The sequence below is a fragment of the Bacillus sp. 0209A genome (assembly GCF_036765095.1).
GTDB classification, from domain to species: Bacteria; Bacillota; Bacilli; order Bacillales; family Bacillaceae; genus Bacillus; species Bacillus subtilis_G.
In genome coordinates this window covers 1,083,892-1,105,473 of sequence record NZ_JBAIZV010000001.1, presented here as the reverse complement: position 1 = coordinate 1,105,473, position 21,582 = coordinate 1,083,892, and the positions used below count along the sequence as shown (strand labels likewise).

Here is a 21,582-nt window from a genome sequence, read left to right as displayed (position 1 = left end):
GTTGTCTTAGATGGCTACAGGTAAAGAAAATAAAGCGAAAAGCCCAATGTCATTGCTGATTGTGCTAATGGCGGGTTTATTTCTGGCAATACTGAACCAAACGCTGCTTAACGTCGCAATGCCGCACTTAATGACTGAATTTGGTGTAAGCGCAACGACGATTCAGTGGCTCACAACAGGTTACATGCTTGTTAACGGCGTTTTGATTCCGTTATCAGCCTTCCTTATTACACGATTTGGCCAACGGAGTCTCTTTCTCGTCGCCATGTTCTGTTTTACACTTGGTACGTTAGTCTGCGGTATCGCACCTAACTTCTCCACAATGCTGATCGGCCGTTTGATTCAGGCCGTGGGCGGAGGAATCTTGCAGCCGCTCGTTATGACAACTATTCTATTCATCTTCCCGCCTGAAAGCAGGGGGAAAGGAATGGGGATCTTCGGACTTGCGATGATGTTTGCTCCGGCGGTCGGCCCGACTCTTTCCGGGTGGATTATTGAGCATTACACATGGCGCATCATGTTTTACGGACTTGTGCCGATCGGCGCAATTGTTATTATCGTGGCTTTCTTCATCTTTAAAAATATGGTGGAGCCGCAAAAAATCAAACTCGATACGCTTGGAGCGATTCTTTCCATTGTCGGATTCGCCTCCTTACTATACGGAGTCAGTGAAGCAGGTTCTGACGGCTGGACAGATCCGATTGTCCTGTCTACAGTTATTATCGGTGTCATAGCAATTGTTGCTTTTGTTGTTCAGCAATTGCGTCATGACGATCCGATGCTTGATTTCAGAGTGTTTAAATACGACATTTTCTCACTATCAAGTGTCATTAATATTATTATTACAGTAGCGCTGTACACTGGTATGTTCCTGCTGCCGATTTACCTGCAAAACCTGGTCGGCTTTACGGCACTTCAATCCGGGCTGCTTCTGCTTCCGGGTGCGATCGTCATGCTGATCATGTCACCGATCTCTGGTATTTTGTTTGATAAATTCGGTCCGAGACCGCTCGCGATTATCGGGCTTCTCGTGACAGTGGTCACAACCTATCAATATACACAATTAACGATTGATACATCATATGTACACATCATGCTGATCTACTCAATCCGTGCCTTCGGTATGTCACTCTTAATGATGCCGGTTATGACAGCGGGGATGAACCAGCTTCCTGCCCGTCTGAACAGCCACGGTACGGCGATGAGCAACACGCTTCGCCAAATCAGCGGATCAATCGGTACAAGCTTAATTACGACGATTTATACAAACCGTACGACATTCCATTATTCACAAATTGCAGATAAAACAAGCACGGCGGACCCGAACTTCCTCCATGCGTTCCAAAATGCGGTTTCCAATATAATGGTGAATATGAATGTATCCTACGAAACAGCGAAAACGTATGTTTACTCTCATATTTATAAACATGCAACACTCGATTCAAACGTCATGGGGATTAATGACGCTTTTATGTGGGCAACATTGTTCTGTGTGGCAGGTTTAATTCTAAGTCTGTTCCTGCGTGACGTCAGAAAAGATAAATTGCGGAAAAAGAGAAAAGAGGAGCTTTCATTGCTTCCGGCTCCTAAAGAAGTGAAGGAATCTTAATCTGTACAAGGAGGTTTCCTGAATGAAAATTTATGTAGTGTATGACAGTGAAGGTGAACATACAAAGGCTCTTGCAGAAGCGATTGCTGAAGGCGCGAGGGAAAACGAGGCGGCTGAGGTGCTGATCGATCATGTCGATCAGGCTGATATCCGTAAACTAAAAGAGATGGATGCGATTATTTGGGGGTGCCCTGGGCATTTCGGAACAATCAGCTCCGGTCTCAAAGCTTGGATCGACAGACTTGGCTATTTGTGGGCTGAAGGCGAGCTGATCAACAAAGTCGGCGCTGTTTTCTGCACAACGGCAACAACACACGGCGGCTTGGAAATGACAATGCACAATCTCATCACGCCGATGTTCCACCAAGGCATGATCGTTGTCGGCCTGCCTGGCAACGTGCCTGAAAACGCACTGTACGGCTCTTATTACGGTGCAGGCGTCACCTGTCCGGTTGACAGTGACGAGTTAATGTCTGAGGAAGGTATTCAGCTTGGGCGCGCCTTAGGAAGACGCGTCAGCCAAGTCACAGGAAACCTAACAGCAGGTCAGTAAAGGAGAGGTTGAAATGGCCATTATTATCGCAATTATTGCTGCTGTCATTGTCATTGCGGGTCTTATAACATTTAACGTCCGCAACGCCTCTCTTGGACCTGAGAAGCAAGAAACAACCGAAAGAATCTCCCCTCCAGAAGAGGAAAAAAACGAAGCGCAATACCCTGCTGAAACAAGGGCTGCCGAGCATATGCCAGCCGTTGTGAAAAACGATTCCCCAAAAGAGAAACGTGACGCAATGGGTGATGATATTTACAGGCAGGCGCTGCAAAAGTTTAAGCATTCTGATGAAGATCAGTCAGAAGAAAAGGTCACTGAAGAAAGTGACAAAATGCAGGACAGCAGCTATCGTGATGCGCTGCTCTCCATGAAAAGTAAGAATAAGTAATAAAAAAGGCAAATCCGTTTACTCATAGCGGATTTGCCTTTTTTTCTGTGTGCATGTATGAATTATATTTTTTTATCAAATAAATCCATGGAATATGTTGTATTCAGGTTTGAACTAGTGTACTATGTTACTCATACACCGAAGAGGCTTCCGGGAGGGAAAGACATGGATTCTTTTTTAGGTCTGTTAAAGAAAGATATAAAGCTTTCAAGAATGTGGCTGCTAGTTTGGGTATGCGGAATCATTTTCTTATTGGTGCCAGGTCATATCATAGCTTCTCGCACAAAAGAACCTCTTTTCATTTTTGGTTTCTTTGTTGCAGTTGCTTTTTTTCTGCTTTTCCTATCTCCTGTTTTTGTGTTTTATCACCTTCGCAAAGAAGGGAAATCACAGCTTTGGCTGTATAATCCAAATGGCGGTTTTAGGCTGCTTTCTTCCAAATTGGCAGCAACTTTGCTCTATCAATTTCTGATTCAATTGGCATTAACCGCTTATGGCATATGGATTTATCATATGTTCTCCGTGAAAAACCTGCTGGAGCATCATGTTGATATGACAAGCACAGTCGTTTTGCTGAATGTGTACGGGCTTATTTCCTCGTTATATATGTCAGTAACGATAGTTGTCTTTTGGACTGTTTTTCATTCACTTAAGAATTGGCGCGCAATGCGATGGGCTGCGATGGGGCTGCTGGCCACAGTGTGGTTCTTTCTCGATAAATACCTCATAAGCCCATTATTAGAATCTCAAAAGCACTTCTGGCCTGTAACAGTTTATTGTAATTTTGATTTTCACTTCCGTGACGTTTGGAGATTGGAATTAAAACCGATACATCTACCTGTGCTTGGGTTTCCTATCGCTATTGTCATCACAATCTTGCTGCTTATCGCGGCTTCAAAACTGCTTGATCGTAAAGTAGAGGTGTGAAGATGGACAATCATTTCCAATCCTCGAAACCGATTTATCTGCAGATTGCTGACCAGATCTTCTATCGGCTGGTCAGGAAGGAACTGCTTCCGGGAGACAAGCTTCCTTCTGTAAGAGAAATGGCGATTCAAACCAAGGTAAATCCCAATACAATTCAAAGAACATACAGTGAGATGGAAAGGCTGGGTATTGTGGAGACAAGAAGAGGTCAAGGGACGTTTATTGCGGAGAAAGCAGACATCGTAGATGAGCTGAAAGACAGGCTGACACGAGAAGTGCTGGAAGGCTTTGTGAAGCAAATGACAGAGCTGGGGTTAACGAAAGAAGAAATGGTTGAAGGGATTAAAACATTCACTGAGGGAGGCTGAAATGGAAATCACTTTAGAACGTGTATCAAAAAAATACGGCAGCCACACCGCCGTTCAAGATGTATCGATCTCCTTATCATCCGGACGGATTTATGGTCTGATCGGTCCGAACGGCAGCGGTAAATCAACGACCTTAAAAATGATGGCCGGCCTTCTGTTTCCTACATCAGGGTTGGTAAAAGCGGATGAAAAGCAGGTTACGAGAGATATGGTGCGCCACACGGCTTATCTGACAGAGCTTGATATGTTTTATCCGCATTTTACTGTAAAAGACATGGTGAAGTTCTATCAGTCTCAATTTTCTGATTTTCAAGCAGACCAAGCTTATAAGCTGTTGAATGAGATGCAGCTCGATCCGGAAAAAAAGATCAAAAAGCTGTCAAAAGGAAATCGGGGCAGGCTGAAAATCGTTCTTGCTTTAGCAAGAAGGGCATCCGTCATCTTGCTGGATGAACCCTTTTCCGGGCTTGATCCGATGGTGAGGGATTCCATCGTAAACAGCTTGGTTTCGTACATTGATTTTGAGCAGCAGATTGTCGTGATCGCTACGCACGAGATTGATGAAATAGAAACCTTGCTTGACGAAGTCATCGTGCTTGCGAATGGAGAGAAGGTTGCGCAGCGTGATGTGGAGGACATTCGTGAGCAGGAAGGCATGTCTGTTTTGCAATGGTTTAAATCTAAAATGGAAGTTTACTAGAAAAGAAAGAGGAGGAATATGATGAAGACTGTGTTGGAATTGAAAAATGTGACAAAGAACATCAGAGGGCGAACGATCATTGATCATCTTAGTTTTACAATTCGAGAAGGCGAAGTATTCGGTTTTTTAGGGCCGAACGGAGCGGGGAAAACGACAACTATCAGAATGATGGTAGGATTAATGAAACTGTCAAAAGGTGATGTGCTCATTTGCGGCCAATCGATCACGAAAGAGTATGCCAAGGCGATTAAGCATATTGGGGCGATCGTAGAAAACCCAGAGCTGTATAAATTCTTAAGTGGATATAAAAATCTCCAGCAATATGCAAGGATGGTCAAGGGCGTCACGAAGGAAAAAATTGATGAAGTCATTGAACTAGTCGGTTTAACAGACAGAATCCATGACAAGGTGAAAACATATTCTCTTGGGATGAGACAACGTCTCGGCTTGGCACAATGCCTTCTGCACGATCCGAAAGTGCTGATTTTGGATGAACCGACCAACGGCCTTGATCCGGCGGGAATCAGGGAAATCAGAGATCATTTAAAAAAGCTGACGCGAGAAAGAGGAATGGCTGTCATTGTTTCAAGCCACCTGCTCTCAGAAATGGAACTGATGTGTGATCGAATTGCGATTTTACAAAAAGGGAAGCTTATCGATATTCAAAATGTAAAAGATGAAATCACTGATGAAAAAGATACATATTTCTTCAACGTTGAGCAGCCGAACGAAGCCGCTTCTGTTCTAAAGGAGTATGATGTGGTGGGCAAGACAAACGGTGTAGAAGTCAAATTGTCTAAAGACGAAGTCCCTGCGGCCATTGAATTGCTGGTGATGCAGCAAATCCGGATTTATGAAGTAAAAGTAATGGCGAAATCATTAGAGGACCGTTTCTTAGAAGTAACAGGTGAAGCAAAAGAGGAGGTTCAACATGCTTAATTTGATTTATAATGAATGGGTCAAAATTTTCAGCCGTGCCGGAACATGGGTGATGATCGGGATTCTGGCTTTGACCATGATTGGCTGGGCATTCTTAACAAACCATTTTACGTCCGATGAAGCAAATCCGAAATGGAAACAAACGCTTCAAGCGGAAAATGCCGCATTGAAGAAAGAAATCAAAGAAGATCCTTCACTGAAAGATGGCTATGAAGAAACGATTACAGTCAACAACTATCGTATTGAACATAACATCCCCGATGACACTGGGTATACTGTATGGTCTTATGTAACAGATTCAGCGAATTTTACGATCCTGACCGGTCTATTCACCATTATTATTGCAGCTGGAATTGTCGCGAACGAATTTAATTGGGGAACGATTAAGCTGTTAATGATCCGCCCGCTCAGCCGTTTTCAGATTTTGCTCTCAAAATATATTACAGTTCTCCTGTTTGGGTTCTTATTGCTGTTTATTTTATTTATGGGGTCTGCTTTATTAGGGTTGATCTTCTTCGGGACAGGCGGCGACACTGCTGCGAATGTTCATTTAATTTACAAGGACGGCCATATCTTTGAACAAAATATGATGGGATATTTGGCAAAAACATATCTCTCGGAATCTGTTGCAGCTTTAATGATCGCAACGATGGCATTTATGCTGTCGGCTGTCTTTAGAAACAGCTCGCTGGCAGTAGGTTTTTCCATCTTTTTATTGGTAACGGGTACGACAGCCACTGCATTTATTGCGATGAAGTTTGACTGGGCAAAGTATATTTTATTTGCCAATGTCAGCTTAATGCAATATGTAGAGGGATCACCGTTGGTAGAAGGGATGACGATGACTTTCTCGGTTGTTATGCTGGCAGTTTACTTTGTTGTCTTCCTGTTGCTGGCTTTCGGAATCTTTATGAAACGGGATATTGCGAACTAATGTAAAAAGCTGTTTTGCTTAAGCAAAACAGCTTTTTTATCGAAAAAAACTGCAGGTTTGCGCCTGCAGTTTTTCATATCAATTTATGCTTACGCTTCTTTAGTAACGTTAGCAGCTTGTGGTCCACGGTTGCCTTCAACGATTTCGAAAGAAACTGTTTGGCCTTCTTCTAAAGTTTTGAAGCCTTCGCCTTGAATAGCAGAGAAATGAACGAATACATCGTCTTGACCTTCTACTTCGATGAATCCGAAACCTTTTTCAGAGTTGAACCATTTTACTTTACCTTCTAACATGAAATTTCCTCCTAAAGCGATCATAACGCTTAAATTCACTATTCTTGCTCTTAACAAACTTTCAAGACGAAAACTCTTACAAAACTTTCTTCTTAAAGATAGTTCGAACAAAAATAATTACCTTTACTCTACCAGTAATCTTCAGAAAAAACAACTGCTAAACGAAACTTTTTCGTGAAATACCATATTTATTTTTCAATTTGATATTTATTCACTGAAATTCATCTGCTTTCTCGATACGTGATCATACGTTTGCCTGAGATATCTTCTTTTAGGGAAGAGAATATAATAGGAATTGACAACCCTACTGGATATGAGTAAGGTAAAACGTATCAATATTGCAAATGACAATGTTTATCAACTAAAGAGAGCGTTTGATTTTTATGTATGATATTGCTTGCATGCTCTAATACATAGATAGGAGTATGGTCACAATGAAAAAGTGGCTTATATGCAGTTTTGTTTTTATTCTACTCGTTTCATTCACTGCATGCTCACCGTCGGCAGAACATGAATCGATAAAAATCGGAATTGCTGAGTCTGACGAGGCAATATGGAACTATATTGCTGAAAAGGCAGAAGAGACGGGGTTGGATATTCAACTGATTCTTTTTTCTGATTATGCGGAGTCTGATATCGCGCTTGCAAATAAAGAAATTGATGCCAACGCCTTGCAAACCATTTCATATTTTCAGTCGTTCACTGAAAAATACAAACATAAGCTGGCGCCGCTCGGTACGACATACATAACGCCTATGGGCATTTATTCAAAACGATATGGCCGAATTCAAGATATACCACGAGGAGCTGTTGTTTCCGTTCCGGATAAAGTGTTTGATTTTGGAAGGGCGCTTACGATGCTTCAGGAGGCGGGGTTGCTAACGCTGAAAAACGGATTTAACGGAACAGGTTCAGTCGATATGATCAAAGACAATCCGAGACACCTGAAATTGAAAGCAGTCCGGCAACAGGATGCTGTGAGAGGTGCCGACGTGTTTGTCATGAAACCTTCTGAAGCAAAAAAAGCGGGGTTGAGCCTGGAAAAACATGCTTTAAAGAGCGGCGGGCTCATGTCCAAGGAAGAGATGAATTTGATTGTTGTCAGAGCGGAGGATCAAGATCGGGAAGCACTGCAAACCATTATCGAGCTCTATCAAGCTGATGATACAGCGGCATTTATAGAAAAAAAGTATCGGGGAGACCTTGTCCCGGCTTTTCTGCCTTTGAAACGTCTTTCAGATTGGAAGAATGAATTCGAACATTGAATTCATTCTTTTTTTTCTGAAAAACACACTTTGTTCCGTCCCGCTTCTTTCGCTTTGTACAACATTTGATCGGCAAGAATCGGCAAAGATTCTGGATGCTCTGTATTATTGGGATAATGAGCAGCCCCCAGTGATATCGTAACTGACAGCTCATCGCCGTTTGTTAATGCAATCGGTGTATCACTGACAGCGCGCCTGATCCGTTCCGCGATTTGGGCTGCTTTATCAAGCGTACAGTTTGGCAGGAGCACGGCAAATTCTTCACCGCCAATCCGTGCGGCAGGATCAGAATTTCGGATGCTCTGCTTCAGCCGTGAACCCAGCTCTTTCAGCACCTGATCACCTTCATGATGTCCGTACTGGTCATTGATGGTTTTGAAATGGTCGATATCTATATAAATCAGTGCGAATTGGAAATGCGGGGTATTGGCCGCCTGTTGATACAGGGCTTGTGAGATTTCTTCAAATTTTCTTCGGTTATAAATGCCTGTTAAAAAGTCAAAGTGCGCCTGAAACTTATATTGTTTAAAAAGAAGATGTGCATTTGTTTCATGATCAATGATATATAAACTGAGCATGCCGCCCGCTAATGAGGTGGCCCAAAAATACAAGTGAAGTTCAAAGGAATGTAAATCTATAAGAAAATAAAAGGAAAAGGAAATCATACTGTTTGTGATCATTAAAAGATAGAAAGCATGTTTTAATTGAACCTTTTTTCTTCTGGAAACAATGAGTGACGGGATGGCAGCGATACAAATGATAATAACCGAGTATATTGCAGATGTGTTCATCGTAATCAGCATGCGGCCTGCGGTAATCATAATCAAAGCCGTTGCCGTTGAAACCCATCCTCCATAAAGAGCGGCCATCATAATAGGGATATTTCGAAGATCAATGATTGAATGCTGATAGTTCAATCCGAAAAACATCAGAATAACCCCGAGCAAACCGCAGGCCAGTCCTTTAACAGCTTGGAAGGGCATGCTGTCTTTTTTATGCACTAACCTTTCTTTAAACAGGTGGGTGAAGAGATAATTAAATGTGATTAAAATGGTCAAGTTTACAAACAGTTCTTTCAGCAAATGTTATCACCTTTATATAAGGTACTAAAGATGGAAGAGAAAGAAAAGAACAAAAAAGGGATTATATAAGGTTTTTTTACTGGAATCATAAGCTGGAATAATTCGCACTTGACCTATCGGAATTAGTGTAATATAGTAAAAAAGAAAATTTGAAGGGAGAGTTTACCTGCTTTGGAGACTTTACTAGTCGTATTACACGTATTTATTTTATTGTTACTTATCTTAGGGCTTTTTGCTATGCAGAAAAAACACGTTTCCTTCTCCAAACGTGTATTTACTGCGCTGGGGCTGGGGATTGTATTCGGATTTGCGCTTCAGCTGATTTACGGCCCGACTTCAAATATAGTCATTCAAACAGCCGACTGGTTTAATATTGCCGGGGGCGGATATGTCAAATTGCTTCAAATGGTTGTTATGCCGCTCGTCTTTATTTCAATTCTCGGTGCATTTACAAAGCTGAAGCTGACAAAAAATCTTGGGAAAATCAGCGGTTTAATTATCGGGATTTTAGTTGCAACAACAGCTGTAGCTGCAGCTGTCGGTATTGCGTCCGCGCTCTCTTTTGATTTGCAGGCGATCCAAGTCGACCAAGGAGATACTGAACTTTCACGGGGGCAGGAGCTTGAGCAGAAATCAGAGGATATGGCAGCGAAAACATTGCCGCAGCAGATTGTTGAACTGCTGCCGGGAAACCCGTTTTTAGATTTTACAGGAGCTAGACCGACTTCAACGATCGCTGTCGTGATTTTTGCTGCTTTCCTTGGAATGGCATTCCTCGGCGTAAAACGTAAACAGCCGGAACAGGCAGAAACATTTAAAAAGCTGGTTGATGCCGTTTATGCCATTGTCATGCGTGTCGTCACCCTCATTTTGCGCCTGACGCCTTATGGAGTGTTGGCGATTATGACCAAAACGATCGCGACGAGTGATATTGACAGCATTTTAAAACTAGGTATGTTTGTAATTGCTTCGTATGCCGCGTTAATCGCAATGTTTATCATTCATTTGCTGATGCTGACGCTCAGCGGCTTGAACCCGATCGTTTATTTGAAAAAAGCGCTCCCTGTACTTATATTTGCATTTACATCACGATCCAGCGCGGGTGCTTTGCCACTGAATATTAAAACACAGAGAAGCTTGGGTGTGTCGGAAGGAATCGCTAACTTTGCAGGTTCGTTCGGTCTTTCGATTGGCCAAAATGGATGCGCCGGCATTTATCCTGCGATGCTGGCGATGATGATTGCCCCGACGATCGGCCAGAATCCGTTTGATCCGGTGTTTCTCATCACAGTTATCGCAGTCGTTGCCATCAGCTCCTTCGGTGTTGCCGGAGTTGGCGGCGGAGCGACATTCGCGGCGCTTCTTGTTTTATCATCATTAAATATGCCTGTCGCGCTCGCCGGTTTATTAATCTCAATCGAACCGTTAATCGACATGGGGCGTACTGCTTTGAATGTCAGCGGCAGTATGACATCAGGTCTTATTACGAGTAAGATCACAAAGGAAATTGATTCAAATGTATTCAATGATCAATCCAGAGTGATTGAAGCTGAAGAAGCGTAACAGCGTGTAACCCGCTTCGTTTTGATGTTCATTTCAATAAAAGACCCATGAACCCTGTAATGTAAAGGTTTCATGGGTTCTTTTTTATGCTTTTATTCCACTGTGCAAATGTAACTGGGTTCAGAAGGATTTCCTCTTGACCATGATCAATACATTCTTGAAGAGGCTTTCGGCGATATGTTGTGATTTCTAAATTTTGGCCACGAATGAAAGAAAAGCGCCTGACTGTGGTAAATACATGGCCTCATTATTTTTCTTTTAACATTGAATACTTTCGATACGCTTTATAGAAACTGATGGCAAAGAAAGCAAACATAAGGGCGGGAAGCGACCTCAAAAGAGCAAATGGAGTTTCAAATAAAAATGCTTTCCAAAACCATGCACCTTTCATACTCCAAAGACCTTCAGTTAAATATAAACCTGAATCCTTGTAAATCATATAAGAAAAAAACAAACACAGTAAACCGAAACCAGAAGAATAATTTATCAATCTTTTATAATAGTGACACTTTGATTGGCGATCCGAGAAGATTTCATTTTGACCATCATCCTCTTTTTGCCAATATCGTATTCCACTAAGCAAGGAGCCATTTATATACATCCAACCGAAGTCTTCATAGATCCCTTTGTAATCTTTGAACTTTTTCTTTAATAAAATATCTTGATAATCCAGTCGCATCACATATCTCTTGTCAGTTTTTTCGAAAGTGTATATGCCTAATCCACTAATATTGGTACAACGATAACCCTTTTGTAATTGCTCGTTCAGCCATTGCTCCTCTTTTTCAATATCAAAAAACATCTTCATTTTCTTCATTCGATTCACTTCCTTCGTACAGGGATAAAATATGCAATAACCTGTTTTGTTCCATTTTCAAAATGGTGCTTCCTTCAGCAGTGATCATATAAACTTTTCTCCGGCCTGACTCTCCAACAGGTTCAATCCAACCATGCTTATTCAAGTTTTCAATCGCACCGTATAGTGTACCGGCTGCTAACATAACAGTCCCATTACTTATCTTTTCTATTTTCTGCATTACGGCATAGCCATGGAGTGGTTCACGCAGAGCTAATAAAATATAATGCATCGTTTCAGACAACGGTAATAATTTATGTTTCATACCCTCACCCTCTCTTCAGTTCAACTATATAGTTCAACTTAATAACAACATAATACAGTTCAACTGAATAGTCAACACACTTTCAAAAAGCTTGATAATAAGGGGGATTCAATCTAAAAGTCGCTTTCCTTACGTAAGGGAAAGCGACTTTTTGTATGAATTATTTAGCGGGCATATGTATATTTTGATTCAAAGAAAATGAATGAAAATTTAGAATGCGATTGAAGTGACGCAGTTTTTCATCAGAAAACAGGACTTCCAACGTCAAGTGAATATGATATGTTGAGTGTTGAAGCAAGAAACAACATAAAAAGGGAGAGATTATTAATGAAACTCAGAGGGGTTATATTGGCAGTAACAGTGTTAACTAGTGTTCTTGCTTCACCTTTTAGTAACATCAATCAATAAAGATTGCTTTGGCTTCAGTGGCAGCATAAATAAAAAATCCTTCAAACGTTCATTTCACGCAAGAAGGATTTTTTAATGCTAGCAATTGTACTCCAAAACAGGCAGAAAAATAAAAAACAAGAAAAATGAAAAGCAAAATTAACCATTTGAACCATTATGCAATCCATCTTGGATGACACGTTTTTTTAACGGCCAGGTTCTAAATCCTCCAGGATTCCCATCATGGTGTTATCATCCATAACGTTCATTGCGCTTTGGTCAAAATGAACGGGTTCAGCATAATGAGACTGTCTTTTTTTCGCAGCTGACTCGGTTTGACTCGTTTGAGAATGTGTGTGCTGGTGCTGTGTTTTTTGCTGTTCGTCATGCTGATGCTGCCGGCCATTTTGCTGCTGGCTTTGATGTTGTGAACGTTCCTGTTTATCGCCGCCGCCCAATACTTGTTTGACCATGTTTCCTACATTAGAAGCATCAAACATCTTATTATCAGAATTCCGTCTGTTCATTTGTCCTGTGATAAACCCGCTGAATCTTTTGCGGATCTGAGGCGATAACGCAGCAATAAGCATCGTTGAGCCTATCACCAATGCTGCGGGACTGATTCCTCTTCGCTGATTGAACAACATAATCCCTCCTTCTTGGTGTATTCATATTTTCCCCCTCATTAGACAAATTAACCGTTTTATTTCCCGGGAAAGCATTTCCTTCAGATTTACATGCATATTTAAAGCGATTTAGAAAAACCTATAGATAAAGTGATAAAGGAGGAATTCACATGCTTGGAAAAAAACAAGTCCTTGCGTCCATGCTTCTTATCCCTTTGCTTATGACTGGCTGCGGTATGGCCAATCAGGGTGAGGGCAGACGTGATAATGCAGATCCAGAAAACGTTAACTACCGTAATCCGGTGAACGATAACGGCAGAGGAAATATTAACGACGTCAATAACAATCGTGACAATGTCGATAATAATGTAACAGACAATGTTAACGATAACGGCAATAACAATGGTAATGAGAATCAACAATTAGAAGTTGCTGACGATGCTGCTGATAAAATTTCTGATATGAAAGAAGTAGAGCAAGCAAATGTGATCGTTGCAGGAAATCAAGCGTATGTTGCAGTTGTATTGAAAAATGGAAAAGAAGATGTTGGACAGGATCTGAAAAAGAAAATTTCCGAAAAAGTAAAAGATACTGATAAAAACATGGATAATGTTTATGTTTCAGCTAACCCAGACTTTGTAGACCGAATGCAGGGATATGGCGATCGGATTCAAAATGGCGATCCGGTTGCAGGGTTTTTCGATGAATTCAGTGAAACTGTACAGCGTATATTCCCGCAACCTGAATAAGGACGAACAAAGCAGCCGCACAATTTGTGCGGCTTTTTTGGCGTGAATGGCACACCGCAAACTCTTGCTGCATAGAGTGAAAAAAAAGGTACAAGACGGACCGGCTCAGGGAGGGAGACGTTTGCGGGATGGCATAGGAAAGCGTGCGGCATCCGCTCTATTCCTGTGCGGAGTCCTTGTGATGCTGGCTGTAAGCTCGGCCATCGTATCCAGCACGTTGTATATACTGTCTTTGCCAGGGCAGGCATCTGGTATAACGAAAGAACAAGTGACGAAGCACATGAAGAAAGAGTCATTCAAACAGGCCGATATTTATTACACTTCAAAGGAAAAGTCCTTACTGCCGTTGACGAAAGAAACACTTGAATATGCGGTCAATATTAATCAGATTATGATTGGATATTCGAATCAAAAGCCTATTGATATTATTTTTTTTTCTAATGAAAAACTGATGGAGGATTACTCCGGTTTATTGGATGTCGTCGGTTTTTATTCTGAACGGGAGCAGCTGATCGGTTTGTTGCCTGAAGAAAAAAAGAAGCTTTTAGAAGGTGACGAGGTAGCGGTTTATTTGTATCAGAGATTGTTGATTCATGAATATACGCACCATGCGTTTCATCAGAAATTGAAGGAGCTTGAGGCAGATCCTGCTGAGTTTCCGTTATGGTTTCATGAAGGGTTAAGCGAGTGGATCGCGAACTATGAATTGCTCATAGATCCGGTCACGTTTTCTGTCGTGCCCTTTGACCGTTTGCAGACAGATCAAGACTGGCAGGAAGCACGAGTCGAATATGACACTGATGTCTATTTGCAAAGCTTTTATATGATCAATGAGCTGACGGGCAAATACGGGGAAGGCGTTATCTCAAAAATGATAAAGGAAACGGCAAAGAAAGGAGACTTTACAGAAGGGTTTAAATCGGCAACAAAGGAAAGTCTTGATCAATTTGAAAAAGATTTTAAGAAAACATTTGATGAAAACAGTGAGGCATTGGATAGATCCTATCCAATGCCTTTGTTATTAATGAAGTCCTTGTTGGCCCATACCGCCTTGAGTTGGAGGCATTTGTCCTTGTGCCGGAGCAAATGAATTTTTCATTTGTTCCATGTCCTGCGCATCTAGCTGAGGAACTTGGTAATAGCCGTGTTTGTTTTGGTATAGGAAAATTTCGAAAGCCATTTCAACATACTGTTGAATCTGCGCCGACAACACGCGTCTTACGGCTGGATTCGTCATTTCTAGAGAAGCCATCGTTAGCATAGAGGCTTGTGCTTTAACAGTGCAAAGCATTTGTCGGCTGATAATGCTGTCATCAATATCATTCATGGATTGAACAGGTTTTTTAGGCTGTGATGGCTGCATGCCGTAAACAGTCTGATTATCTTCCTTCATCATATAAGTTGCTGTTTTTTGTGAAGGTTCGTTTCCTGTTTTAAAGCATTCAGCAGTTAAGTTATATTGAGACGCAATGAATTGATGTTGTCGATCAAGGATGTTTACTAATTCCTGATCCTTACAAAATTGTTTCAGCATCGTAAACTGGTCAAGGACATTAAGTGTTCCGGAAAGCACCTCGTGCATATCAAACAGTTCATGTCCGCCGTGGTTTTTATGCGGTTTGCCAGGGATGCCTTTGTTCATTTGGGATTGCTGCTGCTGATTTAACTGATCCAAACCGAATTCCTCCTTTTTTTTCAGATCAGCTGTATTTTGTATCAGTCTGCCGCGTTTTATGCAGAAGCCTGAAAGGAATTATATGGTGCCTGTCGAAATGATAAGCTGTAATGTGTTTATTAAGGGAGGAAAAATGATGAGGCGTATTCTGCATATAGTGTTAGTCGCGGCATTGATGTTCTTAAATGTGATGTACACGTGCGAAGCTGTAAAGGCGGCTGAGCCGCAACATCCGATATCGGTTGATATGGCGGTACAGCAAAAAGAAGGACAGGCGCTTGTTGAAGGATATGCTGTCGGCCAGGCTGTTTCTCCGCAGCGGTATAAACTGACAAGCCCTTTTTCAAATGATTATCATGTTGCGCTGGCGGACAGTAAAAACGAGGCATCGCCGGAACACATCCTTCCTGTGCAAATCCCCTCCGACTTTAGGAGCCGATTTGGGCTGCAAACTAATCCGCTGCTTCTTGGAAAAAAGATAACTGTTCAAGGACAGCTTGAAGAATACTTTAACACGACAGGACTTAAGAACGTTCAGTCGATGAACTTAACTGATGACATGAAAACACCGCCGGCTGAACAGCTGGTGACGATAAATGAAGCGCGGGGTCGGCTGAATAAAGAAGTAACAATAAAAGGGATCGTCACTGCTGATCAAAGCGCGGTCGGAGGCGGGAAGCTGTCGACCTTTGTGCAGGATGAAACCGGAGGCATTAACATTTATTCGTCTTCCCCTGAACTATTTCCCGAGTTAAAAGAAGGCATGGATATCACGGTAAAAGGAAAAATCACGACATACCAAGGGCTGACAGAAATCGTTCCAAACTCATCAGGCATCAAAATCAACCAGTCAAACCAATCTCTCCCCGCTCCTATACATTCAACCATCAATGAACTGGTTAATAGCAGTCTGGGTGATCAGTTTGAAGGCCGGCTTGTGACACTAAAAGCGTTTGTTTCCTCAATTCCAAATTCTCCAGCCGGCGGTGGCTATAATGTAACGATGATTGATGGAGATCACCATGCTATGATGCTTCGGGTTATGAATGAAACAGGGGCCATAGGCGAACTTGATGAGGGAAAATGGTATGAATTTACCGGTGTGTTAAGCAGGTACCAATCCCTTCAGCTGCTTCCGCGAAAATCGTCTGACCTGAAGCTGCTCGAAGAACAGCCAGCTCCTCCGTCTGCGGAGGGTGAATATGAAGGTATTGTGGATCGGGTTGTTGACGGTGATACCATTCATCTCAAATCTCCCATACTTGGAACGACAAAAGTCCGGTTTGTGAATGTAGATACACCTGAAACGTATCACACACCAAAAAATGAAGCGGACGAAAATCAATTAAGTTTTGGCAAAAAAGCATCTGACTATCTAAAAACAATTTTGTCTTCAGGAGAGAGGATTACTGTCAAGGTCGGGAGTGAAGCGAAGGACAGTTATGGCAGACTTCTTGGGCAGGTCATAACGGAATCGGGTTCCAATGTAAACCTAGAGCTTGTGAAAAATGGCTATGCTCCGACGTATTTTATTTGGCCGGTAGACAATGAAGAGGATTATCAGCAGTTTCAGGCTGCCGCAGCCGCTGCGAAAAAAGCACAAAAAGGAATATGGAATGAAAACGATCCCCTCATGGAAATGCCTTTTGAATTTAGAGCCAGAGAGCAAGGGAAAGGCCTGACAAGATATGTGGGAGATTCGTCAAATAAAACGTATGTGGAGCCAGCTGAATGGAAACAGGTAGCTGTGGAAAATAGAATTTTCTTCGCCTCTGCAAGTGAAGCGGAAAACGCAGGATATAAAAAAAGGCAAACGGCACCGGAACAACATGTGCCGCTTAGCATTCTCAGTATGAACGATTTGCATGGCAAGATTGATCAGCAGTATGAGCTAGATCTTGATGGAAACGGAACTGCAGACGGCGTCTTTGGGCGCATGGACTATGCCGCCGCATATTTGAAAGAAAAAAAGGCTGAAAAGAAAAACACGCTGATTGTTCACGCTGGAGATATGATCGGAGGCAGCTCTCCAGTTTCATCTCTTCTACAAGATGAGCCAACTGTAGAATTGATGGAGGATATCGGATTTGATGTCGGAACGGTCGGCAATCATGAGTTCGATGAAGGTGCGGATGAACTGCTGAGGATTTTAAACGGCGGAGATCACCCGAAAGGCACAAGCGGATATGATGGACAGAACTTTCCCCTTGTGTGCGCAAATTGTAAGATGAAATCGACTGGAGAGCCCTTTTTGCCGGCATATGACATCATAAATGTGGAGAGCATACCGGTTGCTTTTATCGGGGTTGTCACACAGTCGGCAGCGGGTATGGTCATGCCTGAGGGAATAAAAAACATCGAATTTACCGATGAAGTGACAGCGGTGAATGAGGCGGCCGAAGAGCTGAAGAAAAAAGGCGTGAAGGCCATCGCGGTTCTCGCACATATGTCAGCTGAACAAAATGGCACTGCAATTACAGGTGAATCAGCAGATTTAGCAAACAAAACAGATGCTGAAATAGATGTGATTTTTGCAGCGCATAATCACAAGATTGTTAACGGCGAAGTGAACGGAAAACTGATCGTTCAGGCTTTTGAATATGGAAAAGCGATAGGTGTTGTTGATGTAGAGATCGATAAAACGACAAAAGACATTGTGAAAAAGTCGGCGGAAATCGAATATGTCGATCAGAGTAAAATAGAACCGGATCCAAGCGCCTCAGCTATTTTAAATAAATATCAAACACTAGCCGAACCGATTATCAGTGAGGTTGTCGGTGAAGCGGCTATTGACATGGAAGGCGGTTATTCGAATGACGGGGACACGCCTCTTGGAAATTTGATTGCGGATGGCATGAGAGCGGCCATGAAAACGGATTTTGCCCTTATGAATGGCGGCGGAATACGGGAAGCGCTGAAGAAGGGCCCCATTACGTGGGGAGATCTTTACAATATTCAGCCTTTCGGTAATGTGTTAACGAAGCTTGAGATTAAGGGAAAAGATTTAAGAAAAATTATCAATGCGCAAATCTCGCCGGTTTTTGGGCCTGACTACAGCATCAGCGGGTTTACGTATACGTGGGATAAAGAAACCGGAAAAGCTGTCGAGATGAAAATGGCAGATGGCGCCGAGATTCAGCCTGATGCGACATACACACTGACCGTTAATAATTTTATGGCGACGGCGACAGGGACCAAATATCAGCCAATCGGATCGCTTGGGAAAAATCCGGTGACAGGGCCCGAGGATTTGGACGCGACAGTTGAGTACGTGAAGAGCTTTGATAAACCGATTGCGTATACAAAAGAGGGAAGAATTAAGCTTGCTGAAGCCAGTGACATTGAAGATCCTGTAACAGAAGACCCGGGAAATGGACCGGGGACGAATCAGCCGGTTAAAGACGTCCCAGAGCCTGGTGAGGATCATACTGATATAAAAGAGACTCCGGGTACTGTACCGTTTCATCAGCTTCCGCCTTCAGCCAGTTTGAGAATCGACGAAATACCGAAAAAAACCGCTGATACTGCGGGCGGTATCAGCACATTGCCAGTGCCAAACGGGATTGCCGAAAGCGGGTCTGATCATCAGCTTCCGGATACATCAGCGGGCTACTATAACTTTATCGTGATCGGTGCGGCGGCGGCACTGTCCGGAACTTATCTATATGTCAGAAGAAAAAGGAGCGCCTCCAGAACGTGAAAAAGGTTATTCCACTCGTCATCATTGCGGCCGGCCTAGTGATCGCAGGCTATGGTGGCCTTAAATTGATCGATACCCATATGAAGACCGAACAGACATTAAAAGAAGCGAAACTGGCGTCTGAAAAGCCGCGGGTAGCTTCGCGCGAGAAAAAAAGCGCTGTTCAAGCAGAGAACAAAGCATCATTTAAGCCTGAGACCGGACAAGCGAGCGGCATTTTGGAAATACCCAAAATTAAGGCGGAGCTTCCGATCGTGGAGGGCACCGATGCAGATGATTTAGAAAAAGGTGTCGGGCATTACAAGGATAGCTATTATCCTGATGAAAACGGGCAAATTGTACTGTCGGGACATCGTGATACCGTGTTTCGCCGGACGGGAGAGCTGGAAAAGGGGGACAGGCTTCGTATTTTCCTGTCATATGGCGATTTCACGTATGAAATAGTAAAAACAAAAATAGTCGATAAAGATGACACATCCATTATTACACTCCAGCATGAAAAAGAGGAACTCATTCTGACGACCTGCTATCCGTTTTCATATATCGGCAATGCCCCGAAACGCTATATCATATATGGAAAACGGATTACTTAAAAGCCGCGGGCGATGCCTGCGGCTTTTCTTCAGGAAAAATAAGAGTGGCAAAGGTTTTCTATATCAGCTGGGAAAGGCGCCTCGGCAACAATCAGCTCGCCTGTTATCGGATGAACCGCTTGTACCTTTCTGGCATGCAGCGCCTGTCTGTTTAGCAGCGTGCTTCCGCCTCCGTAAAGCGCATCTCCTGCCAGTGGATGGCCGGTGCTCGCCATATGAACACGAATTTGGTGTGTCCTGCCTGTTTCCAGCTCTAACTCAACGAGTGACAGCCGCTCCTTCGCATTGGCGGCAATCACCTTGAAATGAGTGACGGCTGCTTGCCCGCCTGGTGAAACCCGGCGTCTTGTCGGGTGTGATCTGTCTCTGCCGATCGGTGAATCAATTGTCCCTTTTTTTGTCTTTAGCTTTCCTTCAGCGATGGCGGTATACGTGCGTTTCAGCGTCTTTTTCTCTAACTGCTGATCCAAAATGGCGTGTGCCAAACGATGTTTGGCAAAAACGATGGCACCAGATGTATCCTGGTCAAGGCGGTGGACATGCCGCACCTTGCATGTTTCGCCATTCACCTGATAATGGTATGCGATCAAGTTAGCCAAAGTGCCGGTTTGGCCATCCTCATTCGGATGTGTCGCTATGCCCGCAGGTTTATTCACGATGAGCATGTGATTGTCCTCAAATAAAATATCAAGTTCTCCATATTCTGGAATGACGGAAGATTCTTCATTTTCCTGAAGATCAATGAACAGGCGGTCTCCCTTTTTTACGGTTATATTGTGTAAGACGGATTCGTGATTGACCTTTATCCGATGATGGGACACCCAGTCTTGAAGCACGGGTTTAGAGGCTTTGAGCGCTGTTTTCAGTACAGAAAACAGCCATTGGCCATCCTGTTTTTCATTGATGAGGAGCTCAAGCCCTCTGCCTTTTTGTTTCATGTCAAATGGCTCCTTTTCGAAGCGGAAGGCCGCGTTTCTCATAGGAAACACTTACCTTAGCATTCGGGTTTTTTTCTGTGCTATTCTTGATTAAGAGTTAGGATATTCGATGGCAAGAAAGGTGATTGACGTGAGAATTGTGAACGCAGCAACTGAAGAACAGGAGAGCTTTATCAAGGAGCTGTCAATGGAGCTTTTCCATGATGTATTTCCTCTTTATTTCTCCGAACTGGACATTCAGCGCTTTAAAAAGAAAGGCGTTCTGTCTTTAAATAACCATGATTACCAAGGAACATTAAAAGAAGCATTTCAAATTATGGCTTGTCTGCAAATGATACATATTATTCTGACAAAGCCTTCACCGCATGCTGATATAAGTAATCAGGCGATTTTTGAGAAAAACAGCAAGATGCTGAATGATTTTGGGATATATTTTCCGTTTGCTTTTTCTGACTTTCAAACGAAGACAAATAAAGACTTTTCCGGTCACAGAAGGCTGATATAATCCGGCGGCAGGAGCTTTTCCGTTTTCAGAAAAGCTCTTTTTTGCATCAAAGAAATCATATCATAAAACCTTTCCTCTAACTCCCTTTTTAATCAGCGCGTGTCTGAACATACTAATGGGTGAAAGGGGTGCTGACAATGAGTTCAGTTAAAAATACAATGACAACGCAGGTGGCAACCGTTTCTCCGAATCAAACGATTCAGGAAGCGGCTTCTCTCATGAACCAGTATAACGTCGGGGCGATTCCTGTTGTAGATCAAGGTGTTTTAAAAGGAATGCTGACTGACCGCGACATTGCATTAAGAACTACAGCTCACGGCCGAGATGGCCAGACACCCGTTTCAGAAGTGATGTCAACAGACCTCATATCAGGTCATCCTAATATGAGCCTGGAAGACGCGTCGCAGCTGATGGCCCAGCACCAAATCCGCCGCCTTCCTATTGTAGATCAAAACAATCTAGTCGGGATCGTTGCGCTTGGAGACCTGGCAGTCAATCAGATGTCGAACGAGTCTGCGGGAGTAGCGCTGACAAACATTTCTCATCAAAACATTCATTAATAAGAAAGAGCTTGCGGTGTGCAGGCTCTTTCTTCACATAAACCTTACTTTTTGAAAGCAGGCATGTTTCGGGGTATAGTGAGTGTATACATATGTCTCAATTTGGG

General features: G+C 42.9%; 23 protein-coding genes. 16 read left to right on the top strand and 7 right to left on the bottom strand.

Annotated features, from left to right (window positions below; genetic code table 11):
- The first annotated feature begins 10 nt into the window (after positions 1-10).
- The 8 genes from V6D44_RS05030 (at position 11) to V6D44_RS04990 (ending at position 6,418) form a co-directional block, all read left to right on the top strand.
- Complete coding sequence (locus V6D44_RS05030; protein WP_087993713.1) at positions 11-1,609, top strand: MFS transporter; 1,599 nt, start codon at positions 11-13, stop codon at positions 1,607-1,609.
- 22 nt (positions 1,610-1,631) lie between these two features.
- A complete protein-coding gene (locus V6D44_RS05025; protein ID WP_087993714.1) occupies positions 1,632-2,162 on the top strand; it encodes an NAD(P)H-dependent oxidoreductase in 531 nt (176 codons plus the stop codon).
- A 13-nt stretch (positions 2,163-2,175) separates the two neighbouring features.
- The gene (locus tag V6D44_RS05020; protein ID WP_087993715.1) at positions 2,176-2,550 is read left to right on the top strand and encodes a hypothetical protein; all 375 of its coding nucleotides are present in this window, start codon (positions 2,176-2,178) and stop codon (positions 2,548-2,550) included.
- A 165-nt stretch (positions 2,551-2,715) separates the two neighbouring features.
- The gene (locus V6D44_RS05010) at positions 2,716-3,477 is read left to right on the top strand and encodes a hypothetical protein (RefSeq protein ID WP_202328527.1); all 762 of its coding nucleotides are present in this window, start codon (positions 2,716-2,718) and stop codon (positions 3,475-3,477) included.
- Positions 3,478-3,479: 2 nt separating this feature from the next.
- Positions 3,480-3,845: a GntR family transcriptional regulator gene (locus V6D44_RS05005; RefSeq protein WP_087993717.1), complete on the top strand. Its 366-nt coding sequence runs from the start codon at positions 3,480-3,482 to the stop codon at positions 3,843-3,845.
- Between the two features lies 1 nt (position 3,846).
- The gene (locus tag V6D44_RS05000; RefSeq protein WP_087993718.1) at positions 3,847-4,545 is read left to right on the top strand and encodes an ABC transporter ATP-binding protein; all 699 of its coding nucleotides are present in this window, start codon (positions 3,847-3,849) and stop codon (positions 4,543-4,545) included.
- A 21-nt stretch (positions 4,546-4,566) separates the two neighbouring features.
- On the top strand, positions 4,567-5,484 hold the full coding sequence (locus V6D44_RS04995) for an ABC transporter ATP-binding protein (RefSeq protein WP_087993719.1): 918 nt from the start codon (positions 4,567-4,569) through the stop codon (positions 5,482-5,484).
- The gene (locus V6D44_RS04990; RefSeq protein ID WP_253268965.1) at positions 5,477-6,418 is read left to right on the top strand and encodes an ABC transporter permease; all 942 of its coding nucleotides are present in this window, start codon (positions 5,477-5,479) and stop codon (positions 6,416-6,418) included. Before V6D44_RS04995 ends, V6D44_RS04990 begins: the two co-directional genes overlap by 8 nt.
- A gap of 89 nt (positions 6,419-6,507) precedes the next feature.
- Here the strand turns inward: V6D44_RS04990 and cspB are convergent, their stop codons facing one another.
- Positions 6,508-6,711 carry a cold shock-like protein CspB gene (gene cspB, locus V6D44_RS04985; protein WP_087993721.1) on the bottom strand — a complete coding sequence of 68 codons (204 nt, stop codon included), beginning with the start codon at positions 6,709-6,711 and terminating at the stop codon, positions 6,508-6,510.
- A gap of 434 nt (positions 6,712-7,145) precedes the next feature.
- On the opposite strand from cspB, the gene V6D44_RS04980 reads away from it, so the two are divergent.
- A complete protein-coding gene (locus tag V6D44_RS04980; RefSeq protein WP_087993722.1) occupies positions 7,146-7,976 on the top strand; it encodes a MetQ/NlpA family ABC transporter substrate-binding protein in 831 nt (276 codons plus the stop codon).
- 2 nt (positions 7,977-7,978) lie between these two features.
- On the opposite strand, the gene V6D44_RS04975 is transcribed toward V6D44_RS04980, so the two are convergent.
- Positions 7,979-9,058, bottom strand: a complete 1,080-nt coding sequence (locus tag V6D44_RS04975; protein WP_087993723.1) for a GGDEF domain-containing protein — start codon at positions 9,056-9,058, stop codon at positions 7,979-7,981.
- 171 nt (positions 9,059-9,229) lie between these two features.
- Here V6D44_RS04975 and tcyP point away from each other — a divergent pair, with 171 nt between their 5' ends.
- Complete coding sequence (tcyP, locus tag V6D44_RS04970; protein ID WP_087993724.1) at positions 9,230-10,621, top strand: L-cystine transporter TcyP; 1,392 nt, start codon at positions 9,230-9,232, stop codon at positions 10,619-10,621.
- 247 nt (positions 10,622-10,868) lie between these two features.
- Here tcyP and V6D44_RS04965 read toward each other — a convergent pair whose 3' ends face one another.
- From V6D44_RS04965 to V6D44_RS04955, 3 genes are all read right to left on the bottom strand, one after another.
- Positions 10,869-11,438 (bottom strand): DUF2812 domain-containing protein, encoded by a 570-nt coding sequence (locus V6D44_RS04965; RefSeq protein WP_087993725.1) that lies wholly within the window; start codon positions 11,436-11,438, stop codon positions 10,869-10,871.
- Positions 11,413-11,742 carry a PadR family transcriptional regulator gene (locus V6D44_RS04960; RefSeq protein ID WP_010327757.1) on the bottom strand — a complete coding sequence of 110 codons (330 nt, stop codon included), beginning with the start codon at positions 11,740-11,742 and terminating at the stop codon, positions 11,413-11,415. Before V6D44_RS04960 ends, V6D44_RS04965 begins: the two co-directional genes overlap by 26 nt.
- Before the next feature lie 593 nt (positions 11,743-12,335).
- Complete coding sequence (locus tag V6D44_RS04955) at positions 12,336-12,776, bottom strand: hypothetical protein (RefSeq protein ID WP_087993726.1); 441 nt, start codon at positions 12,774-12,776, stop codon at positions 12,336-12,338.
- Positions 12,777-12,925: 149 nt separating this feature from the next.
- On the opposite strand from V6D44_RS04955, the gene V6D44_RS04950 reads away from it, so the two are divergent.
- Both V6D44_RS04950 and V6D44_RS04945 read left to right on the top strand, forming a co-directional pair.
- Entirely contained in the window at positions 12,926-13,504 is a 579-nt protein-coding gene (locus V6D44_RS04950) for a YhcN/YlaJ family sporulation lipoprotein (RefSeq protein WP_087993727.1), read from the top strand.
- Positions 13,505-13,625: 121 nt separating this feature from the next.
- Positions 13,626-14,594: a hypothetical protein gene (locus tag V6D44_RS04945; RefSeq protein WP_087993728.1), complete on the top strand. Its 969-nt coding sequence runs from the start codon at positions 13,626-13,628 to the stop codon at positions 14,592-14,594.
- On the opposite strand, the gene V6D44_RS04940 is transcribed toward V6D44_RS04945, so the two are convergent.
- Positions 14,526-15,179, bottom strand: coding sequence for a spore coat protein (locus V6D44_RS04940; RefSeq protein ID WP_087993729.1), 654 nt, complete (start codon positions 15,177-15,179; stop codon positions 14,526-14,528). The two genes, V6D44_RS04945 and V6D44_RS04940, sit on opposite strands and share 69 nt — an antisense overlap.
- 82 nt (positions 15,180-15,261) lie before the next feature.
- Here V6D44_RS04940 and V6D44_RS04935 point away from each other — a divergent pair, with 82 nt between their 5' ends.
- On the top strand, positions 15,262-18,879 hold the full coding sequence (locus V6D44_RS04935) for a 5'-nucleotidase C-terminal domain-containing protein (protein WP_202328525.1): 3,618 nt from the start codon (positions 15,262-15,264) through the stop codon (positions 18,877-18,879).
- On the top strand, positions 18,876-19,472 hold the full coding sequence (srtA, locus tag V6D44_RS04930; RefSeq protein WP_087993730.1) for a sortase SrtA: 597 nt from the start codon (positions 18,876-18,878) through the stop codon (positions 19,470-19,472). Before V6D44_RS04935 ends, srtA begins: the two co-directional genes overlap by 4 nt.
- 29 nt (positions 19,473-19,501) lie before the next feature.
- Here srtA and V6D44_RS04925 read toward each other — a convergent pair whose 3' ends face one another.
- Positions 19,502-20,410 carry an RluA family pseudouridine synthase gene (locus tag V6D44_RS04925; RefSeq protein WP_202328524.1) on the bottom strand — a complete coding sequence of 303 codons (909 nt, stop codon included), beginning with the start codon at positions 20,408-20,410 and terminating at the stop codon, positions 19,502-19,504.
- 109 nt (positions 20,411-20,519) lie between these two features.
- On the opposite strand from V6D44_RS04925, the gene V6D44_RS04920 reads away from it, so the two are divergent.
- On the top strand, positions 20,520-20,915 hold the full coding sequence (locus V6D44_RS04920) for a YhcU family protein (protein WP_087993732.1): 396 nt from the start codon (positions 20,520-20,522) through the stop codon (positions 20,913-20,915).
- Positions 20,916-21,052: 137 nt separating this feature from the next.
- A complete protein-coding gene (locus tag V6D44_RS04915; RefSeq protein WP_087993733.1) occupies positions 21,053-21,475 on the top strand; it encodes a CBS domain-containing protein in 423 nt (140 codons plus the stop codon).
- Positions 21,476-21,582 lie beyond the last annotated feature (107 nt).

What these genes read in the sequence shown, in the direction of transcription:
- V6D44_RS04955 (WP_087993726.1), bottom strand. Translation starts at nt 12,776, where the DNA reads ATGTTGTTCAATCAGCGAAGAGGAATCAGTCCCGCAGCATTGGTGATA.
- V6D44_RS04915 (WP_087993733.1), top strand. Translation starts at nt 21,053, where the DNA reads ATGAGTTCAGTTAAAAATACAATGACAACGCAGGTGGCAACCGTTTCT.
- V6D44_RS04935 (WP_202328525.1), top strand. Translation starts at nt 15,262, where the DNA reads ATGGTGCCTGTCGAAATGATAAGCTGTAATGTGTTTATTAAGGGAGGA.
- V6D44_RS04965 (WP_087993725.1), bottom strand. Translation starts at nt 11,438, where the DNA reads ATGAAGAAAATGAAGATGTTTTTTGATATTGAAAAAGAGGAGCAATGG.
- V6D44_RS05030 (WP_087993713.1), top strand. Translation starts at nt 11, where the DNA reads ATGGCTACAGGTAAAGAAAATAAAGCGAAAAGCCCAATGTCATTGCTG.
- V6D44_RS05025 (WP_087993714.1), top strand. Translation starts at nt 1,632, where the DNA reads ATGAAAATTTATGTAGTGTATGACAGTGAAGGTGAACATACAAAGGCT.
- V6D44_RS04960 (WP_010327757.1), bottom strand. Translation starts at nt 11,742, where the DNA reads ATGAAACATAAATTATTACCGTTGTCTGAAACGATGCATTATATTTTA.
- V6D44_RS05020 (WP_087993715.1), top strand. Translation starts at nt 2,176, where the DNA reads ATGGCCATTATTATCGCAATTATTGCTGCTGTCATTGTCATTGCGGGT.
- V6D44_RS04950 (WP_087993727.1), top strand. Translation starts at nt 12,926, where the DNA reads ATGCTTGGAAAAAAACAAGTCCTTGCGTCCATGCTTCTTATCCCTTTG.
- cspB (WP_087993721.1), bottom strand. Translation starts at nt 6,711, where the DNA reads ATGTTAGAAGGTAAAGTAAAATGGTTCAACTCTGAAAAAGGTTTCGGA.
- V6D44_RS05005 (WP_087993717.1), top strand. Translation starts at nt 3,480, where the DNA reads ATGGACAATCATTTCCAATCCTCGAAACCGATTTATCTGCAGATTGCT.
- V6D44_RS04995 (WP_087993719.1), top strand. Translation starts at nt 4,567, where the DNA reads ATGAAGACTGTGTTGGAATTGAAAAATGTGACAAAGAACATCAGAGGG.
- V6D44_RS04980 (WP_087993722.1), top strand. Translation starts at nt 7,146, where the DNA reads ATGAAAAAGTGGCTTATATGCAGTTTTGTTTTTATTCTACTCGTTTCA.
- V6D44_RS05010 (WP_202328527.1), top strand. Translation starts at nt 2,716, where the DNA reads ATGGATTCTTTTTTAGGTCTGTTAAAGAAAGATATAAAGCTTTCAAGA.
- V6D44_RS05000 (WP_087993718.1), top strand. Translation starts at nt 3,847, where the DNA reads ATGGAAATCACTTTAGAACGTGTATCAAAAAAATACGGCAGCCACACC.
- V6D44_RS04990 (WP_253268965.1), top strand. Translation starts at nt 5,477, where the DNA reads ATGCTTAATTTGATTTATAATGAATGGGTCAAAATTTTCAGCCGTGCC.
- V6D44_RS04920 (WP_087993732.1), top strand. Translation starts at nt 20,520, where the DNA reads ATGGCAAGAAAGGTGATTGACGTGAGAATTGTGAACGCAGCAACTGAA.
- V6D44_RS04925 (WP_202328524.1), bottom strand. Translation starts at nt 20,410, where the DNA reads ATGAAACAAAAAGGCAGAGGGCTTGAGCTCCTCATCAATGAAAAACAG.